Raw genomic sequence first — 15582 nt, forward strand, 5'->3', positions numbered from 1 at the left:
TCAAATCGACGGTTCTGACCACCTTTGGTTCGAAGATCGAGGTCCGCGCTGTACGTTGCTAGTCTACATTGACGATGCCACAGGCCGGCTGATGGAGCTGCGTTTTTGTGACACTGAGACCACCTTCGATTACTTCAAATCAACACATCGCTACCTGGAGCGGCATGGCAAGCCAATCGCGTTCTACAGCGATAAACACAGTGTTTTCCGCGTAAATAAGCAAGGCGCCACCGGTGGCGACAATATGACGCAATTCAGCCGGGCCCTTCATGAACTCAATATCGACATTATCTGTGCGAACTCGTCTCAGGCTAAAGGCCGTGTTGAGCGGGCGAATAAAACGCTCCAGGATCGATTAGTAAAAGAACTCCGGCTACAGGAGATCGATACCATTGAAGAAGCAAATGAATTCCTGCCGACGTTCATTGAGGAGTTTAACAAGCGCTTCGGCAAAGCCCCCCTGAACCAGACCAATATGCATCGTGACCTGCGGGAAGACGAGAATCTAGAGGATATCTTTACGTGGCAGGAAAGCCGTACCGTCAGCAACAGTTTGACCTTGCAATATGACCGCGTTACTTATTTGCTCACACCGTGTGATCTCACGACGGATCTGCGTAGAAAAAAGGTCAGAGTCCTGGATTATCCAGATGGAACCATCGATATCCGTTATGAGGGGATCTCACTGCCCTTCTCCACTTTTGATAAGGTCCGGCATGTTGATCAAGGCGCTATTGTTTCAAACAAGCGTCTGGGCGCGGTATTGAAGTTTGTGAGCGAGGAACAGAGCAAGCGCAGTATCCAGAGGAGTAAAAAGGCGCCATCTCGTCGAGGACAACAGGAACCGGCTAAGCGATCCATGAATCCAGCTGTCCTCCAGGCTAAGTAACCAAAATGACAAAATAGGACATTTCTAAGTTGCAGAAACACCGGACATTTCAAGCTTGCAACAACAATTGGTTTTGCCCAGACTGGGGGAGCGACCATCAGCGACTGGAGTCGCTCAGTGAAGATTCCCTCTTTTTGGACACACTGCCAGTACGCCTGATTTTAATTGCCTAACCAATCACTCTACGCTCAGCTGGCCACGATACATCTGCATCTGGCAATGAAAAGCATAATCGCCGGTCGGTAAGCCCGGCAGCTGTATGGAAACCACTTCATTAAGCGGTAAGGTTTCACTTATCTCCAGTCTGGGGATCAGTAATGTTTCCGCACAAGGCGACTGATCCTTGCGTATAAAGGCTATCCGTACAGGCTTACCTGCAGACACTTTAATATGCGAAGGACTGTAACTGCCATTTTCAACCGTGACCACCAGATTCTCTTCGCGCAGCTCGATGGCTTTTGGCTTATAGAGCCAAAACCACCAAATAATCAATGCGATAAGCACAACGCCGACCAGATTAACGAAAACCATGATCAGCCCTCGCTACTGGCATTCTGTACTGAATACCAGCGCAAACGGTTGGCATTGCTCACAACGGTGAGCGACGAGAATGCCATCGCAGCACCGGCAACCACAGGGCTCAGCAACATGCCAAATAATGGGTAGAATACGCCTGCCGCGAAAGGTACACCCGCGGCGTTATAAATAAAGGCGCCGAAGAGATTCTGCTTTATATTGCGCATGGTAGCCCGGCTCACGGCTATAGCGTCCGCAAGTCCGTGTAATGATCCACGCATCAGTGTGATATCGGCGCTCTCGATAGCCACATCGGTGCCTGTGCCGATGGCGAACCCTACATTGGCCGTTGCGAGCGCTGGCGCATCATTGATGCCATCACCAGTCATGCCCACCACTTCGCCTTCTGCCTGCAATTGTGAAACCTTCCTAGATTTATCTTCTGGTAAAACTTCAGCGAAGAATTCAGTGATACCCGCTTTTCGGGCAACGGCAGCTGCCGTAATACGGTTGTCACCGGTAAGCATGATCACGCGAACACCGGTGCGCTGTAGTCGTTTGATTGCAGCCAAGGAATCCGGCTTTATCGGGTCAGCAACAGCGATAATCGCCGCCAATCGATTATCGATCGAGAAATACATTGGCGTTTTACCTTCGGCCGCAAGCGCTTGTGCTTTTTGCGGAAAGTCGCCCAAATCCATGCTGTGATCTCTCATCAGTTTTTCATTGCCGAAAAGTAGCACTTTGCCGTTTGACTCAGCCTGCGCTCCGCAGCCCGGAATGGCTTTGAAGTTTTTAGCACCGTTGACCGGCAATCCCTTTGCTTGAGCCGATTCGACCACCGCCTGCGCCAGTGGGTGTTCTGAACCGGATTCGAGAGAGGCTGCCAAAGTAAGAATCTGGGCTTCATCGAAGGTGTCTGCTGGCAGAATATCAGTAACCGTGGGGGCACCAAGGGTAATCGTGCCGGTTTTATCCAGAATCATTAGCGAGATCGTTGATGCACTCTGCAATGCCTCGCCGTTGCGGATCAATACCCCCGCCTCCGCGGCTTTGCCAACACCGACCATGACAGACATAGGCGTCGCCAGACCCAAGGCGCAGGGACATGCGATGATTAGAACAGAGGTCGCGCAGACAACGGCAAAAGCCACGGCAGGTTCCGGCCCTAGATTAAGCCAAGCTAACGCGCTCATTACGGCGATGATCATGATCGAAGGAACAAAATAGGCTGCAATAATATCGGCTAGGCGACCAATAGGTGGTTTCGAGTTCTGCGCGCGTTTCACCATAGCGATGATCCGGTAAAGCGCTGTATCTGCCCCGACACGAGTGGCTTGAAAGAGAATTGATCCACTTTTGTTGATACAACCGGCTACCAGCGCATCCCCTACCCCTTTCGTCACCGGCATGGGTTCGCCGGTCAACATGGATTCGTCGATTGCCGTCTTGCCTTCCACAATGTCGCCATCGACCGGAATTTTTTCACCGGGACGCACCCTTACCAGATCCCCCGGAACAACTTGGTCGATGGGAATATCCAATTCCTTATCGCCCCGTCGAACCCTTGCGTTTTTAGCCTTTAATCCTACCAGCCGTTGAATGGCTTCAGAGGTTTGTCCACGCGCTTTCAGCTCAAGCGCCAGCCCCAGATTAACCAGGCCAATAATCATTGTCGTAGCTTCAAAATACAAGTGACGCGCCATATCGGGAACAAGCTGTGGTGCCAGCACAACAACCATTGAGTATAGCCAGGCCGCCCCGGTGCCTAGTGCTATAAGCGTGTCCATGTTCGCGTTGTGGTGCCTGAAGGCATTCCAGGCACCAATAAAGAAGCGACCGCCTGAATAAAATATGACCAAAAGACTCAATAGCCCGACAATCAGCCAGGCAATACGTTCACCCGGTGTGACGACGGTCATGGCGCCGCCCGCTACGCTATATATCATCATCGGGACGCCAAGCAGTAACGCGGCCGTCATCTTACGGATAAGACGTTGATAATAGGCTTTGTCTGCCAGCGCTTTTTCCGCTAGGACATTGGCGTCACTTTCGTCGATACATTTTGCGTTGTAACCCGCATTCTTGATCGCGGCGATCAGGTCTGATGGCTGACAATTGCCTGTCACACTGACAGTCATATCAACCAGATTCACTTCAGCACGTGTTACTCCGGGAACCGCACTAGCCGCTGTTTCAATCTTATCTACACAACTGGCACAACTGGCGCCCTGAATTAGCAGTTGTATTGCTGGCATTGCCCTGCTCCCGGATTAGAGGATAGTTCTCGCGGTTGACGTGCATCCCACTGGTAGCCCTGAACGTCCGTCTTATCTAGGGCTATCAGTCTGCTCGAAACCTAACAGTCATTCAGAAAGTGGGTCGTGTGAGTTTGCCAGCCTCAAAAAGCTACCTGTGGTCATTGCCCGATACCAGATCGTACGTCGCACTATTCACACCTAATAAACTTTGCGCGCCAGCGTGAGTAACTTCGAGCTGAGGTTAATATCCAGTCGATTTGCCGCCGAGTGGTTGATGTCGAAGCGGATTTTTCCGCTCACGACAACGAATTCGATCATGCCACCTTGGCCGGCAAACCCGTAGGTATCACTCACTGTCAGTGCCGAGACTGACGATAGTTGCCCCACCCATTCATCGAGCTTAGCTGGATTGTCAAAGCCAAGAAATACGATACTACAGGCCTGAGCCTCAGCGGGTGAGGCAATCATCTCTAGTTCAATAGGCCGCCCACGGATGTATTTATCGACAAGAGTTTGCTGAAGGCTATCGTGCAACCGAGGGCTGCCTATTGTGCAGATTATCAGTCGTTCCCCTGTGGTCGACGGGCTAGTGGGCCATTCGACGAATTTGAAGAAATGATACAGAAATGCCGATTTCACACGATATTCGAAGTCACTATTATCTGCGAGTACATGACCTACCGTTACCGAAATAACCACAGAAAGAAATAGCGCTTTACAATGCACCGATAACCCGCGCCGGACTTGAATTCTCACTCAGAACCGCCAGGTTACCTGTGCGTTAACCGTTCGCTGAATCTCATTGCCGCCACCAAATTCAGCATGCTGCGGATCAAACAAATTCTTGCCGATTAACCCCAACTCCAAGTCCTTGGTGATACGCCACAACAGGCTCAAATCGACAGCAGTATAGGCATCAACCTTCTGGTCATCGAGAGCGCCAACGTATCGCGCATTCAACTGTGACGACCATTGCTTATTGATATCCCAGCCAATCATCACAGAGGTCTGCGAGGTTGGATCATTTTCGTCGTTGTCCCTGATGTTGACATCGTTGCTTCCCGTATAACGCTCAACATCAAGGTCAACATAGGACTGGCTCACAAGCAAATTCAGATTCTCGCTAGGCTGCCAACGCAGCACCAGCTCCCCACCCTGAGACACACCCTCCCCTTCATTTGAGACCTTGTAAGGGGGGAGTGTCGAGGGACTCAGAAAATCATCGGTAAAACCACGCAATTTATCGTATTCATTATAGAAAATAGCGACATCTAGTGAAAATGTACTACTGACAATCGAACGATATCCCAGTTCATACGCCAAGACTTCTTCAGATTCAAAGGCCGAGTCGCCAATCAGCACACCGTTAAAAACCACCAAGTTGTGATCAAGCCTATTTGGTATGCGAACGGCCCGCGATACCGCCCCCCATACTGTGTTACGATCGTCAATCGTGTAGCTAAACCGCATACTTGGCTGAACCTCATCCCCGGTATAGTCGTTGTTTTCGTATTTTACGCCGAAGGTTAATCGCAGCTGGTCGGACATCAGGTCAATCTGGTCCTGGATAAACAAATTCCAAGTTTCGTCGGTACGCCGTGCTGGGGTAAATCGCAAAATCACTGGGTTTATGCCCCTAACATCATCTCTTGTCACGTAATATCCGCCGCCGATGATAATTTCATGCTGATCTAAAAAGAGAAAACGGTGCTCTAATTCTAGGTCGAACGATTTTCTGTCCTCTGAATAGGTTTCAGCGTTTGTTCTAAAGGTTTTGTCAAAGTAAAACTGCACTTCGGTCGCAGAGTGCTGCCCATGCTGCCGACTCCAACGAGCGATCACATTATGGCCCTCGGTTTCTTCTAGCTCATTATTGGTAGCATTGTTAACCTGCCCCTGATATATATCGCCCTGGACAGTTAGCCGGTCGTTGTCAGGGAGCTGAAAATCCATCCGAAATCCGGCCTGCTCATGCTTTCGTTTGTCATCGGCATCCGCCGAGCCCCGCATTTCTTCCGCGTCATGGTGATTGGTCTTAGCGTATGCTCGATAGTGCCCCGCATTACCCAGGTTGCCCCCGTAGCGCCACGCCGCATAACGTTCAGATTCGCCAACCCCGAGCTGCTGAAAACCGCCTTGGGATTCAGCAGCTGACTTAGTAACAATATTGACCACCCCATTCACGGCGTTGGCCCCCCACAACGCAGCTCCCGGGCCTCGAATGACCTCGATACGATCGATGTCTTCGAGAAGTGTATCCTGAGCATCCCAGAATACGCCGGAGAAAAACGGGGTATACAGGCTACGTCCGTCCATCAGCACTTCGAGCTTGTCACCCACCGTCGAATTAAAGCCCCGGGCGGTTATAGCCCAGGTGTGAGAGTCTATACGAGCCACTTGCACGCCTGGCACAAGACGCAAGGCCTCAGGGATAGAGGTAATTCCTGAGCGGCGGATGGTTTCGCCGTCTAACACGAATACCGCTGCGGCCGACTGCTGTAAGGGCTCTCGCTGTTTGGAAACCGACACAACATCAATATTCATCAGCTCCTCAAGGCTCAAACCCGTTAGATCGACAGTGCTGGGCTGGGCAGAAATCAAGGAGGTATGTAGGGCAAGAGCACCAATAACAACTCGTGTTAACTGGCTATTAATCATTGTTTTACTTGGCAAATGAGGCATTCCGTATCCAGTCCTATGAGTGTGCAGCCTAAGGGTGCGGCGCGTAACTACACCTCCACAGCAGTAGTATAGATCAAGTATTGTTTGCCGGAGTTCTTGTGGCGGGGGTATACGTATAACTACAGACAGAGAGTGCGTACGAAAAGACGTGCTGATGGCAGGCAGATACAGTGGTTAGATGAGCGCCCGGTTGCCTAGAAAATGGGGCCCACGTTCCGGTTAGAACGCCGATAGCGAAGAAACTTGTCCGCAGGCGGGAAACGAGACGTTAATTACTCAGTAGATAGATAAAAAACTGTGACGTAATAAAGCAAAAGGAGAAGAATAGAGCCGTGGATACCAGGCCCGCAAAGATAACCGGTTTGGGGTTGTGCTCCGCCAGATCCATCAAGCGCTTCCTCCCCGTTTTGTTCTGAACAGCGAAAATCAGCGCAAAGGCCTGAGTAACGGCTTCAATGAAGCCCAAGGGCTTGTGATGTTCAGGGGTGGTTTCCGGTCGATTATCCGTGCTGCCCATACCAATGCTCCTGGCTAAATCATTTATCTGCTGCCGGATTGTAGTTGAATGCGCAGTCTTATAGATAGCCTACCCTCCCTAATTCAAGGGACCAGTTGTATGTTCGACAGGCCGGCTCTTGGAATAAGAAAAACCGCTGTAGCTAAAACGCGTCTTGGGTGCTACCAATTACCAAGTACCCGCGAAGTATTTACAACGGGAACCTGCCAAATAGCCCTGGGTTGCCATAAGCCAGCCTTGCGATCACTTTGGTTAACGGGCGATAGCCCCGGATACTGAGCGAAAACCTGTCCAAGGTTTTTATTCCTGGGGGGTTACCAGCAAGCACGTGTTATCGCCTGCCCGTAAGTCTATCCAGCTGAAGTTCAGTTTGACTCAGTATTTGTATTTATACAAAGTTCGTGGATTACTTTTATTTTTTGTTCAAATCTTGTTTAATGCGCGCGGTTTTTATGCAATAAGGACGGTCATCATGCCCCGCACGAAAAAAGCACCTGCAAAGAAAGCTGTTTCCAAAAAAGTTGCCACCAAAAAAGCTGTTGCCAAAAAAGCACCGGCTAGAAAAGTTTCCGCTAAGCGAGCGGCAACCAAAAAAACCGCAGTCAACTCTGCGACCAACACGCCTCTGGCCAAGTTTGTGGCCGAACAGGAAAAGGCTGTCGCTTCCGTAGAGGCGAAACTGGCCAAGGCGCAAGCCCAGGTAGCCACAGCAGAAACCAGGCAGGCGAAAGCCGCTGCTGCCCTCAAGGCAAAGCGTGATGCCGCCAAAGCCAAGCCATCTGCTGCCAAAAAGGCTGCTGTTGAGAAAGCTCGTGTTGCCGCCGCCACTGCACGCGACGCCGTTCGCAAGCAAAAGGCAGAAGTATCTGCTCTGCGCGCTGACGTAAAAGCCGCCAAAAACAAGCTAGGTAAGGCTCAAACTGCTGCGCGCGTATCGGCAAATGCCGAAGCAAAGATCAGCGCTGCAGCTGAGAAAGCCGTAGCCCGTATCGAAGCAAAGGCCAGCAAGCAGATCGCCGCTGCCCGCAAAAAGGCACAGCGTGAAATCGCCAAGAAGCAGAAAGCTGCGATGAAAGCTGCGCAAACAACCCAGCGCCGTAAACGTCGTGCCAAAGCCGAGAAACCCGCTGCAGCCGCACCAGCCGCTACGGAAACTCCGGCAGCTCAAGCCGAAAACAACGGCTGATTCTGCATTAACCACCCCGCAAATCACCACGCGGGGTGGTCTTCCCCCCCTCTAAAGCCTCCCTGCGAAAAATTCACGCTATCGAATCGTCCGGCGTGCAAACGAGTTAACATATTCCAACCCCCCGCATTGAACTCGGTACGTTCAACACGTAACACTGTAGCTAACGCGCGACGGCGCCATACTATGGAGAAATGTTACGAAAGGAGGACGCATGAAATTCAGAAAGGCTATAGCAGCGACCAGTATGTCAGCCATGCTTGCCGCACCTGCACTGGCTGAAGTGGAGACGGAGAGCACCTTCCGGCAAGCCGTTGAGCATCTTTACCAGGAGCCTGGAGAATTTACCGTAAACTCACAATCTGACGTGGAAGTTGTCCATTTCAAAGAAGCACGGGATGTGCGGCTTTGCCTGCCAGATGCCCGCCATGTGGTGGCGCTTGAGGTGGAATACGATGATAAAAGCAAAGTTCTGCAGCCTGGCAATTGCCTTATCATCGAGGCAAAGGAAGTGGCCCTATCTGTAGCCGGAGACCTGAAAGATGGCTGGTCACTTCACGGCACATTTGAAACGGTGCGAAAAGGCTCATAACACGCACAATAAAGGGTGAGGCGTGGCCTCGCCCTCCGACCTTTTTACCCGCTGAAGACAGGCTTCAGCCGACCATTCAAGCTATATCGAGGTATATATCGATGCGGCTTGGGCAAATCAGATAGCTCTCGTTCTCAATGCCCGCCCGAACCCGGCCATTCTGACGGGTCAGATCCTAACCCGCGTTTTTCGCCGCTGGCCCGGCAATGGCCATCGCCTTTTGATAGGCGGGTCGGCTGGAAAGCGCGTCCACATACCGTACTACATCGGGCAAATCATCGATGCCCCGGCCACCGAACAATGGCAAGCTGGTCAGGTTGAACATAACCATCATATCGGCACAGGTAAAACGACCCGCTGCTAAGTACTCTCGGTCTGCCAGGTGTTCATTTAGATGCTGGTAATAGCGCTGCTCGCGACGCCCTGCCGTTTTCGCAATCACGTTGTCTGGGTGAGCTGAAAAATCACCTCCGAGCGCCATCTTAAGGAAAAAGACTGACTGAACATTGTTATTGAAGTGCATCCAGTAGAGATAATTCACGTAGTCCGGATCGTCATGCTGAACGCTGTATCGCCCCTCTCCGTAGGTATAACTCAGATACTCCAGAATGGCGGCCGACTCGGTCATCAACCGCTCGCCATCAGAAACCACTGGCGCCATCCCTGCCGGGTGCAACTCCAGGTAAGCCTGCGGGGCAAGCATATCGTCGCCCCGGTCAAACCAGTTGATCTGATATGGGAGCCCAAGCTCTTCCAACATCCAGACGATACGATCAGATTGGGATACGGCCAGGTGGTTAACGGTTATCATTTATTTTCTCTCTCTTAAAGCCATGAATATCACTGTAAAGGAAAGAACCTTACGTTGCTAACCGCCTTCCCGGATCTATCTCACTGATGAATGTCGCTTGCTGAGTTCCCTCGCGCCGACACCTTGTTTACTTAGATATGCAAAATTCACCCCATTTACATATATGCATATCCATATATAATGCCGGGCTTGGCCACACCCCACAGCAGCACAAACAAACCAAAAAGGTTATTTGCCATGCTACGCCCTGCACAATTTTTTAAGTGCCTGTCGGATGAAACGCGTCTGGCGGCAACCCTATTGATAAAGCAGGAAGGTGAACTGTGTGTCTGTGAGCTGGTAACGGCACTCGAGGATAGCCAGCCAAAAATCTCGCGCCACCTGGCACAGCTGCGTAACTGCGAAATACTCGACGATGCTCGCCGAGGACAGTGGGTTTACTACGCAATCTCACCCGCCCTTCCCTACTGGGCCCGGGATATCCTCAATGCCGCCACGGAAGGAAATGCGGCCCAGCTAAAAACTTTTAAAGCGAACCTTGCGGCGATGAAAAATCGACCGCAATGCTGTTAACTCAATAACGCGTAGCAACTGATGAAAATACTCTATATATGCACCCATAACCGCTGTCGCAGCATCCTGAGTGAAGCCATTACCAACCACTTGGCCCAGGGCCGGATTCAGGCATACAGTGCTGGCAGCCAGCCTGCTGCTGAAGTGCACCCTCTTACGCTTAAGTACCTCACCGAACGCGGTATTCCCACCGCGGGGCTGACAAGCCAGTCTTGGGATGACTTTGCAGACCTACAACCCGACATCGTTGTCACCGTCTGTGATAACGCCGCCAACGAAGCATGTCCGGTGTGGTTCGGCGATACCGTTAAGGTGCACTGGGGACTTCCCGACCCGTCAAAACTGACAGGCAGTGAGTCGGAAATGCGCGCCAGCTTTACCGCTGTAATGGAAACCATAGCAAAGCGCGTCAACCGACTGCTTTCCCTTGAGCTGGAGCATCGCTCTCCGACTGAACTGCAATCACTATTAGCAGACATCGTAGAGGAGTAACTACATGGGCCTGTTTGAGCGTTACCTCAGTGTCTGGGTTGGGCTGTGTATTCTGGCGGGCGTATTGCTTGGCAATATTGCGCCGGGCCTATTTCAGTACTTTGCTTCCCTTGAAATCGCCCACGTAAACATCCCCGTCGCCATGTTTATCTGGGTGATGATCTACCCAATGATGGTTCAGGTGGATTTTTCTTCAATCCGCAACGTTGGCGAAAAACCGAAAGGTTTGTTACTGACGCTCCTGATCAACTGGCTGATCAAGCCCTTTACGATGGCAGCCTTGGGTTGGCTGTTTTTTCGGGTGGTCTTTGCCGACCTTGTCGATCCACAGACTGCCAATGAGTATATCGCCGGCATGATTTTGCTGGGTGTAGCTCCCTGCACAGCGATGGTCTTTGTCTGGAGCCACCTGACCAAGGGAGATGCGAACTACACCTTGGTACAGGTATCTGTAAACGACCTGATCATGATCTTTGCCTTTGCACCTATTGCAGCCTTCCTGCTGGGTGTTAACGATATTACTGTGCCCTGGAATACACTGGTCCTGTCGGTGGTGCTGTATGTGGTCATACCCCTACTGGCTGGCATAATGACCCGTAAAGTACTGGACTCGGCGCAAGACCACTCACGACTAAACCGTTTTCTTACAGCACTCAAACCGATTTCCATTCTTGGCCTACTGGCAACCGTTGTGCTGTTGTTTGGATTTCAAGCCGAGACAATACTGGCAAAACCGTTGGCGATCGTGCTTATCGCCATCCCACTGTTAATTCAGACATACGGTATCTTTGCGCTGGCTTACGGTGCTGCCAAGGCATTGAAACTCCCCCACAATATCGCCGCCCCAGCCTGCATGATTGGCACCTCCAATTTTTTTGAGCTGGCAGTGGCCGTCGCGATTTCGCTATTTGGTTTACAGTCGGGAGCTGCTCTGGCAACCGTTGTCGGCGTTCTGGTGGAGGTTCCCGTCATGCTCACCCTGGTAGCCATTGCCAACCGAACCAGACACTGGTTTGACAAGGAGCCCGCCCGATGACATTTACAGACATGCCGAATATCGAAGCTGATCTGCTGGAGCCCATTGATCGGGTGCAGTTGCTCACGCCCGAACTCAGCTCACATAAACCGCGCATATTGCTTCTCTATGGATCTTTGCGCGAACACTCCTTCAGCCGGCTGGCGACCGAGGAGGCCGCACGTATACTGACGACTTTCGGCGCAGAAACCCGAACCTTTAACCCGTCGGGGTTGCCACTGCCCGATGATGCCAACGACGACCACCCCAAAGTACAGGAACTGCGAAATCTAGCGCAATGGAGTGAAGGCATGGTCTGGTGTAGCCCAGAGCGGCACGGCGCTATGACCGGTATCATGAAAGCACAGATAGACTGGATTCCCTTGGCTCTACAGGGTGTTCGTCCAACGCAGGGAAAAACCCTGGCGGTCATGCAGGTCTGTGGCGGCTCGCAATCTTTTAATGCGGTCAATCAGATGCGGATTTTGGGGCGATGGATGCGCATGCTCACGATTCCGAACCAGTCTTCGGTACCCAAAGCCTGGCTTGAGTTTGATGAAAACGGTCGCATGAAGCCGTCATCGTTCTATGATCGTATTGTCGATGTCATGGAAGAGCTAATGAAATTCACGCTGTTAACACGTGACCGCAGTGATTATCTGGTTGACCGCTATTCCGAACGAAAGGAAACCGCTGAAAAATTTCGTGCACGCCTTAATCAGCGAGCGAAATAGATACCTGCCTCCGGCCTTGATAAAGGTAGCTCGTGTTGAAATGTGTTGGCTCGACATCTCAATACAACACCATCTCCAAGCTCGATACACCCAATGATGGAGGCCACGATTGTCGCCTATGACCACGCGCCCGGGCTGTGAGCGGCCTCTCGCCCGGATTATCAACGGGAGAGGCTCCGCCTAGCTCGACAGCCTCAGTGATGTTGTCCGTTTCAATACCAAGCCCGGATACCCAAAACGAGTTGGGTGTCTTCGATGTCGTTGCCTTTTGCCCGGGCAAAATCGGCAGTCTGGCCTAGTTTTTTATGCCAGTTGAGACCTACATAGGGTGCAAATTTACGATAAATTTCGTAGCGCAAACGCAACCCGACTTCGGCTTCTCCAATACCAGAACCAGCTCCCGTTTCCGCATCATTAAAGCCATAAGCGTTAATCTCGACTTCCGGCGACAAAATCAGACGCTGCGTTAACAGCAACTCATATTCTGCCTCGACACGAACACTGGTGCGCCCGGCGCCACCTAAAAACAGCGACGCATCCACTTCAAGGTAGTAGGGAGCCACCCCATGTAACGCAAGCACCCCCCACTCCCGCTCTGGATCCGGACTGAAGTCCTTACGCGCACCCACCAGAAGATTCCAGAACGGAGAAATGGCTCGACCATACAGCGCTTGAAGTTCAAACTCCTCGGTTTCACCGCCGATTCGCTCTACTTCGGCTGCCAGCCAGAATTTATTGAGGTCGTAGCCTGCCCAGAATTGGCCATCCAATACCACCAAGTCATGGTCATCCTCGTCACGAACTTCAAACTGGCTCAGCTTGCCAGAGGTGAGAAAAGGGTCATCGCCAGCTCCACCATAGGCCACGGAGGCAGAAAATAACGACAGCATGCACAACGAGTGCACCAAACGTATCTTCATGTTGAGCGCCCTCCTTCTTCGACACGTACTTCGCGCATCATTCCCGGCATGTGAAACATCAAATGGCAATGGTAAGCCCAACGCCCCAGCGCATCAGCGGTGACGAGATAACTAATACGGGAACCCGGCTGTACCATAATTGTATGTTTTCTTGGAATATGATTTGGATCTTCAGTTTCGAGCTCACTCCACATACCGTGCAAGTGGATGGGGTGGGTCATCATGGTGTCATTGACCAAAGTAATACGAAGGCGCTCCCCGAATGTCAGACGAATCGGATCAGCATCGGCGTGTTTGATGCCATTCATCGACCATATATAGCGTGACATATTGCCTGTCAGGTGAATCTGGATCTCCCGCGCCGGATCACGCATATCTTGTGTGGGATATAGATTGCGTATATCGCCATAGGTTAGAACCTTGCGGCCATAGCGGGTGGCGTGATCGCGTAAGCCCACACCCGGGTCGTGCAAGCCGTTTTGAGGTGAATCGGACCGCATATCAATATGGGGGCCGTACTCGGACGCCGCATGGGTGATGTCAGCACGGCTACCGTAACCGGCAGGAGCTGGCTTACCAGTCATATGGCGGGCGTGCATACCGTGATGATCATGTTCCATGCCCCCCATAGCGTGCCCACTATGGTCCATGCCGCCACTGTGCCGCCCCCTACCATGAACATTATCCTGACTAGGGGTAACTCCCTTCATGTTGTGCCCCATTCCCATATCGCTATGCGTCAGCACGGGCGTATAGTCCATTGATGGGATCTCTGCGCGCCACTCGACGTTGGGCGTTAGTGTGCCGCGCGCATAACCTGTTCGATCAATGGTTTGCGCAAAGACCGTATAAGCAGAGTCGTCACTAGGTTCTACTATTACATCGTAGGTTTCGGCAACACCGATACGAAATTCGTCGACCGAGACGGGTTCGATATTCTGACCGTCAGTGGCCACCACAGTCATTTTCAACTCCGGTATCCGCACATCGAATATCGTCATCGCCGCTGCATTAATGAAACGCAAGCGTACTTTCTCACCGCGTTTAAACAGGCCCGTCCAACCTTGATCGGGCGTCACGCCATTCATCAAGTAGGTATAGGTATGGCCAGTAACATCGGCGATATCGGTCTGGCTCATCCGCATCACGTTCCACATCTTGCGCTCATTCCAGGTTCGAGCCAGTCCCTTGTCCCTGATATCGCGCCATAAGTCTCCCGCCGTTCTCTCCTGAAAATTATAGTAGTGACTCATCTTTTTCAGATTGGCGTATATGCCTTCTGGGGCTGAGTCGGACCAGTCTGAGAGCAATACAACATAGTCTCGATCGTAGGCCACTGGATCTGGCTCTTTCGGGTCTATCACAATGGCTCCATAGAGCCCAGTCTGCTCCTGCCAACCCGAGTGAGAGTGATACCAGTAGGTGCCACTTTGGTTAACATCAAATTGATACTCATAGGTTTCACCAGGCTGAATACCATCGAAACTGAGCCCCGGCACACCGTCCATCTCGGTGGGCAGAATCATGCCATGCCAGTGAATAGAACTATCATGAGCCAGGTGATTGGTAACCTTCAAACTCACGCGCTCGCCTTCTTTCCAACGCAGGATCGGTGCCGGTACACTGCCATTGACCGCAGTCGCCGTACGTTCGCGTCCGGTGAAATTCACGGCTTGATAACCAATGGATAATTCAAAATGGTTACCGCTAAGCACCAGCGGGCGTTGATTCGCGAGGGCACGAATACTAGGTAATCCGACACCCGCAAGTGCAGCTCCAGCGGCAGCGCCGGTGACAAATTGCCGCCTTGAAAGCAATGATGAAAAATTCACGAGATACTCCTTTTCTTACCTGTTTGTGATAACAACTACGATCGTTAAAACACGAGTTATTACGCAGAACGCAGACGGACTGGTCCTGTATCAGGCGAACATTGGAGGACGAAAGTGGCTTTTCGCAGCAGTGCGCGGTGGTAGGGAAATCGTGGAAAACAGGCTGTGTCTCGCTGACAACAAACTGGCAAGGGCCGGCATTGTTGTCAAACCCGACTGGCAATGCCCGACACAGCATTCACAGTCTAGCGTGCAGCATTCCTCGCTGACCGGGTCTGCCGAAGCCTCAGCTTGCATAAGCAGCGCATGGGCTGAATCTCCCTGCTCGGTGACACAATGACCGGTCTTTTCAGGAACGACTACCGGCTCTGCGGTCGTGCTGTACAGGTGCTGGAAGCCGTGTAGCGTGGCAGCCCAAACGGTCCCAACCTGTTGTAACAGAAGGGTAAAGATTATGACTGTCGCTACACGTTTAGTACTCATCACGACTAATTTTAGCACCGCCGCCCACTTAGTGGCAGGCCTTCCCCAATTTTCGCAGCCGCCAGTAGTTATAGGGCCA

Annotated in this window: 15 protein-coding genes; 7 read left to right on the forward strand and 8 right to left on the reverse strand. The window is 51.8% G+C overall.

Annotated elements, in window-relative coordinates:
• The coding region (locus ABYP39_RS11185; protein WP_372782558.1) for an ISNCY family transposase at positions 1–889 on the forward strand (889 nt) is incomplete at its 5' end.
• A 177-nt stretch (positions 890–1066) separates the two neighbouring features.
• Here ABYP39_RS11185 and ABYP39_RS11190 read toward each other — a convergent pair.
• The 5 genes from ABYP39_RS11190 to ABYP39_RS11210 all read right to left on the reverse strand — a co-directional run bounded on the left by ABYP39_RS11190 (position 1067) and on the right by ABYP39_RS11210 (position 6865).
• Positions 1067–1420 carry a cupredoxin domain-containing protein gene (locus tag ABYP39_RS11190; protein ID WP_372782560.1) on the reverse strand — a complete coding sequence of 118 codons (354 nt, stop codon included), beginning with the start codon at positions 1418–1420 and terminating at the stop codon, positions 1067–1069.
• A 2-nt stretch (positions 1421–1422) separates the two neighbouring features.
• The gene (locus ABYP39_RS11195; RefSeq protein ID WP_372782562.1) at positions 1423–3663 is read right to left on the reverse strand and encodes a heavy metal translocating P-type ATPase; all 2241 of its coding nucleotides are present in this window, start codon (positions 3661–3663) and stop codon (positions 1423–1425) included.
• Between the two features lie 201 nt (positions 3664–3864).
• Complete coding sequence (locus ABYP39_RS11200; protein ID WP_372782564.1) at positions 3865–4422, reverse strand: YfiR family protein; 558 nt, start codon at positions 4420–4422, stop codon at positions 3865–3867.
• On the reverse strand, positions 4423–6348 hold the full coding sequence (locus tag ABYP39_RS11205; protein ID WP_372782566.1) for a TonB-dependent receptor plug domain-containing protein: 1926 nt from the start codon (positions 6346–6348) through the stop codon (positions 4423–4425).
• 268 nt (positions 6349–6616) lie between these two features.
• Positions 6617–6865, reverse strand: coding sequence for a hypothetical protein (locus tag ABYP39_RS11210; protein ID WP_372748796.1), 249 nt, complete (start codon positions 6863–6865; stop codon positions 6617–6619).
• A 472-nt stretch (positions 6866–7337) separates the two neighbouring features.
• On the opposite strand from ABYP39_RS11210, the gene ABYP39_RS11215 reads away from it, so the two are divergent.
• Both ABYP39_RS11215 and ABYP39_RS11220 read left to right on the forward strand, forming a co-directional pair.
• Positions 7338–8051 carry a histone H1 gene (locus ABYP39_RS11215; protein WP_372782568.1) on the forward strand — a complete coding sequence of 238 codons (714 nt, stop codon included), beginning with the start codon at positions 7338–7340 and terminating at the stop codon, positions 8049–8051.
• Positions 8052–8265: 214 nt separating this feature from the next.
• On the forward strand, positions 8266–8643 hold the full coding sequence (locus ABYP39_RS11220) for a hypothetical protein (RefSeq protein ID WP_372759877.1): 378 nt from the start codon (positions 8266–8268) through the stop codon (positions 8641–8643).
• A 175-nt stretch (positions 8644–8818) separates the two neighbouring features.
• Here the strand turns inward: ABYP39_RS11220 and ABYP39_RS11225 are convergent, their stop codons facing one another.
• Positions 8819–9454, reverse strand: coding sequence for a glutathione S-transferase family protein (locus ABYP39_RS11225; protein ID WP_372782570.1), 636 nt, complete (start codon positions 9452–9454; stop codon positions 8819–8821).
• A gap of 237 nt (positions 9455–9691) precedes the next feature.
• Between ABYP39_RS11225 and ABYP39_RS11230 the strand changes: the two genes are divergently transcribed.
• Genes ABYP39_RS11230 through arsH form a run of 4 tightly spaced genes read left to right on the forward strand, consistent with a single transcriptional unit; the run spans position 9692 to position 12268 of the window.
• Positions 9692–10027 (forward strand): metalloregulator ArsR/SmtB family transcription factor, encoded by a 336-nt coding sequence (locus ABYP39_RS11230; RefSeq protein WP_372749221.1) that lies wholly within the window; start codon positions 9692–9694, stop codon positions 10025–10027.
• 21 nt (positions 10028–10048) lie between these two features.
• Positions 10049–10519: an arsenate reductase ArsC gene (locus ABYP39_RS11235; RefSeq protein WP_372782572.1), complete on the forward strand. Its 471-nt coding sequence runs from the start codon at positions 10049–10051 to the stop codon at positions 10517–10519.
• Between the two features lie 4 nt (positions 10520–10523).
• Positions 10524–11555, forward strand: a complete 1032-nt coding sequence (gene arsB / locus ABYP39_RS11240; protein ID WP_372749219.1) for an ACR3 family arsenite efflux transporter — start codon at positions 10524–10526, stop codon at positions 11553–11555.
• A complete protein-coding gene (gene arsH, locus ABYP39_RS11245; protein WP_372749218.1) occupies positions 11552–12268 on the forward strand; it encodes an arsenical resistance protein ArsH in 717 nt (238 codons plus the stop codon). Before arsB ends, arsH begins: the two co-directional genes overlap by 4 nt.
• Before the next feature lie 212 nt (positions 12269–12480).
• Here arsH and ABYP39_RS11250 read toward each other — a convergent pair whose 3' ends face one another.
• On the reverse strand, positions 12481–13188 hold the full coding sequence (locus ABYP39_RS11250) for a copper resistance protein B (protein ID WP_372782574.1): 708 nt from the start codon (positions 13186–13188) through the stop codon (positions 12481–12483).
• Positions 13185–15020 (reverse strand): copper resistance system multicopper oxidase, encoded by a 1836-nt coding sequence (locus ABYP39_RS11255; RefSeq protein WP_372782576.1) that lies wholly within the window; start codon positions 15018–15020, stop codon positions 13185–13187. The genes ABYP39_RS11250 and ABYP39_RS11255 overlap by 4 nt, the downstream gene beginning before the upstream one ends.
• Between the last annotated feature and the right edge of the window lie 562 nt (positions 15021–15582).

Origin of the sequence: Litorivivens sp., assembly GCF_041625495.1 — a bacterium.
In the GTDB taxonomy this organism is placed as follows: Bacteria; Pseudomonadota; Gammaproteobacteria; order Pseudomonadales; family Spongiibacteraceae; genus Litorivivens.

Bases quoted from the DNA above. Each gene is read 5' to 3' on its own strand.
- arsB (WP_372749219.1), top strand. From the start codon at position 10,524: ATGGGCCTGTTTGAGCGTTACCTCAGTGTCTGGGTTGGGCTGTGTATT.
- ABYP39_RS11225 (WP_372782570.1), bottom strand. From the start codon at position 9,454: ATGATAACCGTTAACCACCTGGCCGTATCCCAATCTGATCGTATCGTC.
- arsH (WP_372749218.1), top strand. From the start codon at position 11,552: ATGACATTTACAGACATGCCGAATATCGAAGCTGATCTGCTGGAGCCC.
- ABYP39_RS11235 (WP_372782572.1), top strand. From the start codon at position 10,049: ATGAAAATACTCTATATATGCACCCATAACCGCTGTCGCAGCATCCTG.
- ABYP39_RS11195 (WP_372782562.1), bottom strand. From the start codon at position 3,663: ATGCCAGCAATACAACTGCTAATTCAGGGCGCCAGTTGTGCCAGTTGT.
- ABYP39_RS11250 (WP_372782574.1), bottom strand. From the start codon at position 13,188: ATGAAGATACGTTTGGTGCACTCGTTGTGCATGCTGTCGTTATTTTCT.
- ABYP39_RS11205 (WP_372782566.1), bottom strand. From the start codon at position 6,348: ATGCCTCATTTGCCAAGTAAAACAATGATTAATAGCCAGTTAACACGA.
- ABYP39_RS11220 (WP_372759877.1), top strand. From the start codon at position 8,266: ATGAAATTCAGAAAGGCTATAGCAGCGACCAGTATGTCAGCCATGCTT.
- ABYP39_RS11215 (WP_372782568.1), top strand. From the start codon at position 7,338: ATGCCCCGCACGAAAAAAGCACCTGCAAAGAAAGCTGTTTCCAAAAAA.
- ABYP39_RS11230 (WP_372749221.1), top strand. From the start codon at position 9,692: ATGCTACGCCCTGCACAATTTTTTAAGTGCCTGTCGGATGAAACGCGT.
- ABYP39_RS11210 (WP_372748796.1), bottom strand. From the start codon at position 6,865: ATGGGCAGCACGGATAATCGACCGGAAACCACCCCTGAACATCACAAG.
- ABYP39_RS11190 (WP_372782560.1), bottom strand. From the start codon at position 1,420: ATGGTTTTCGTTAATCTGGTCGGCGTTGTGCTTATCGCATTGATTATT.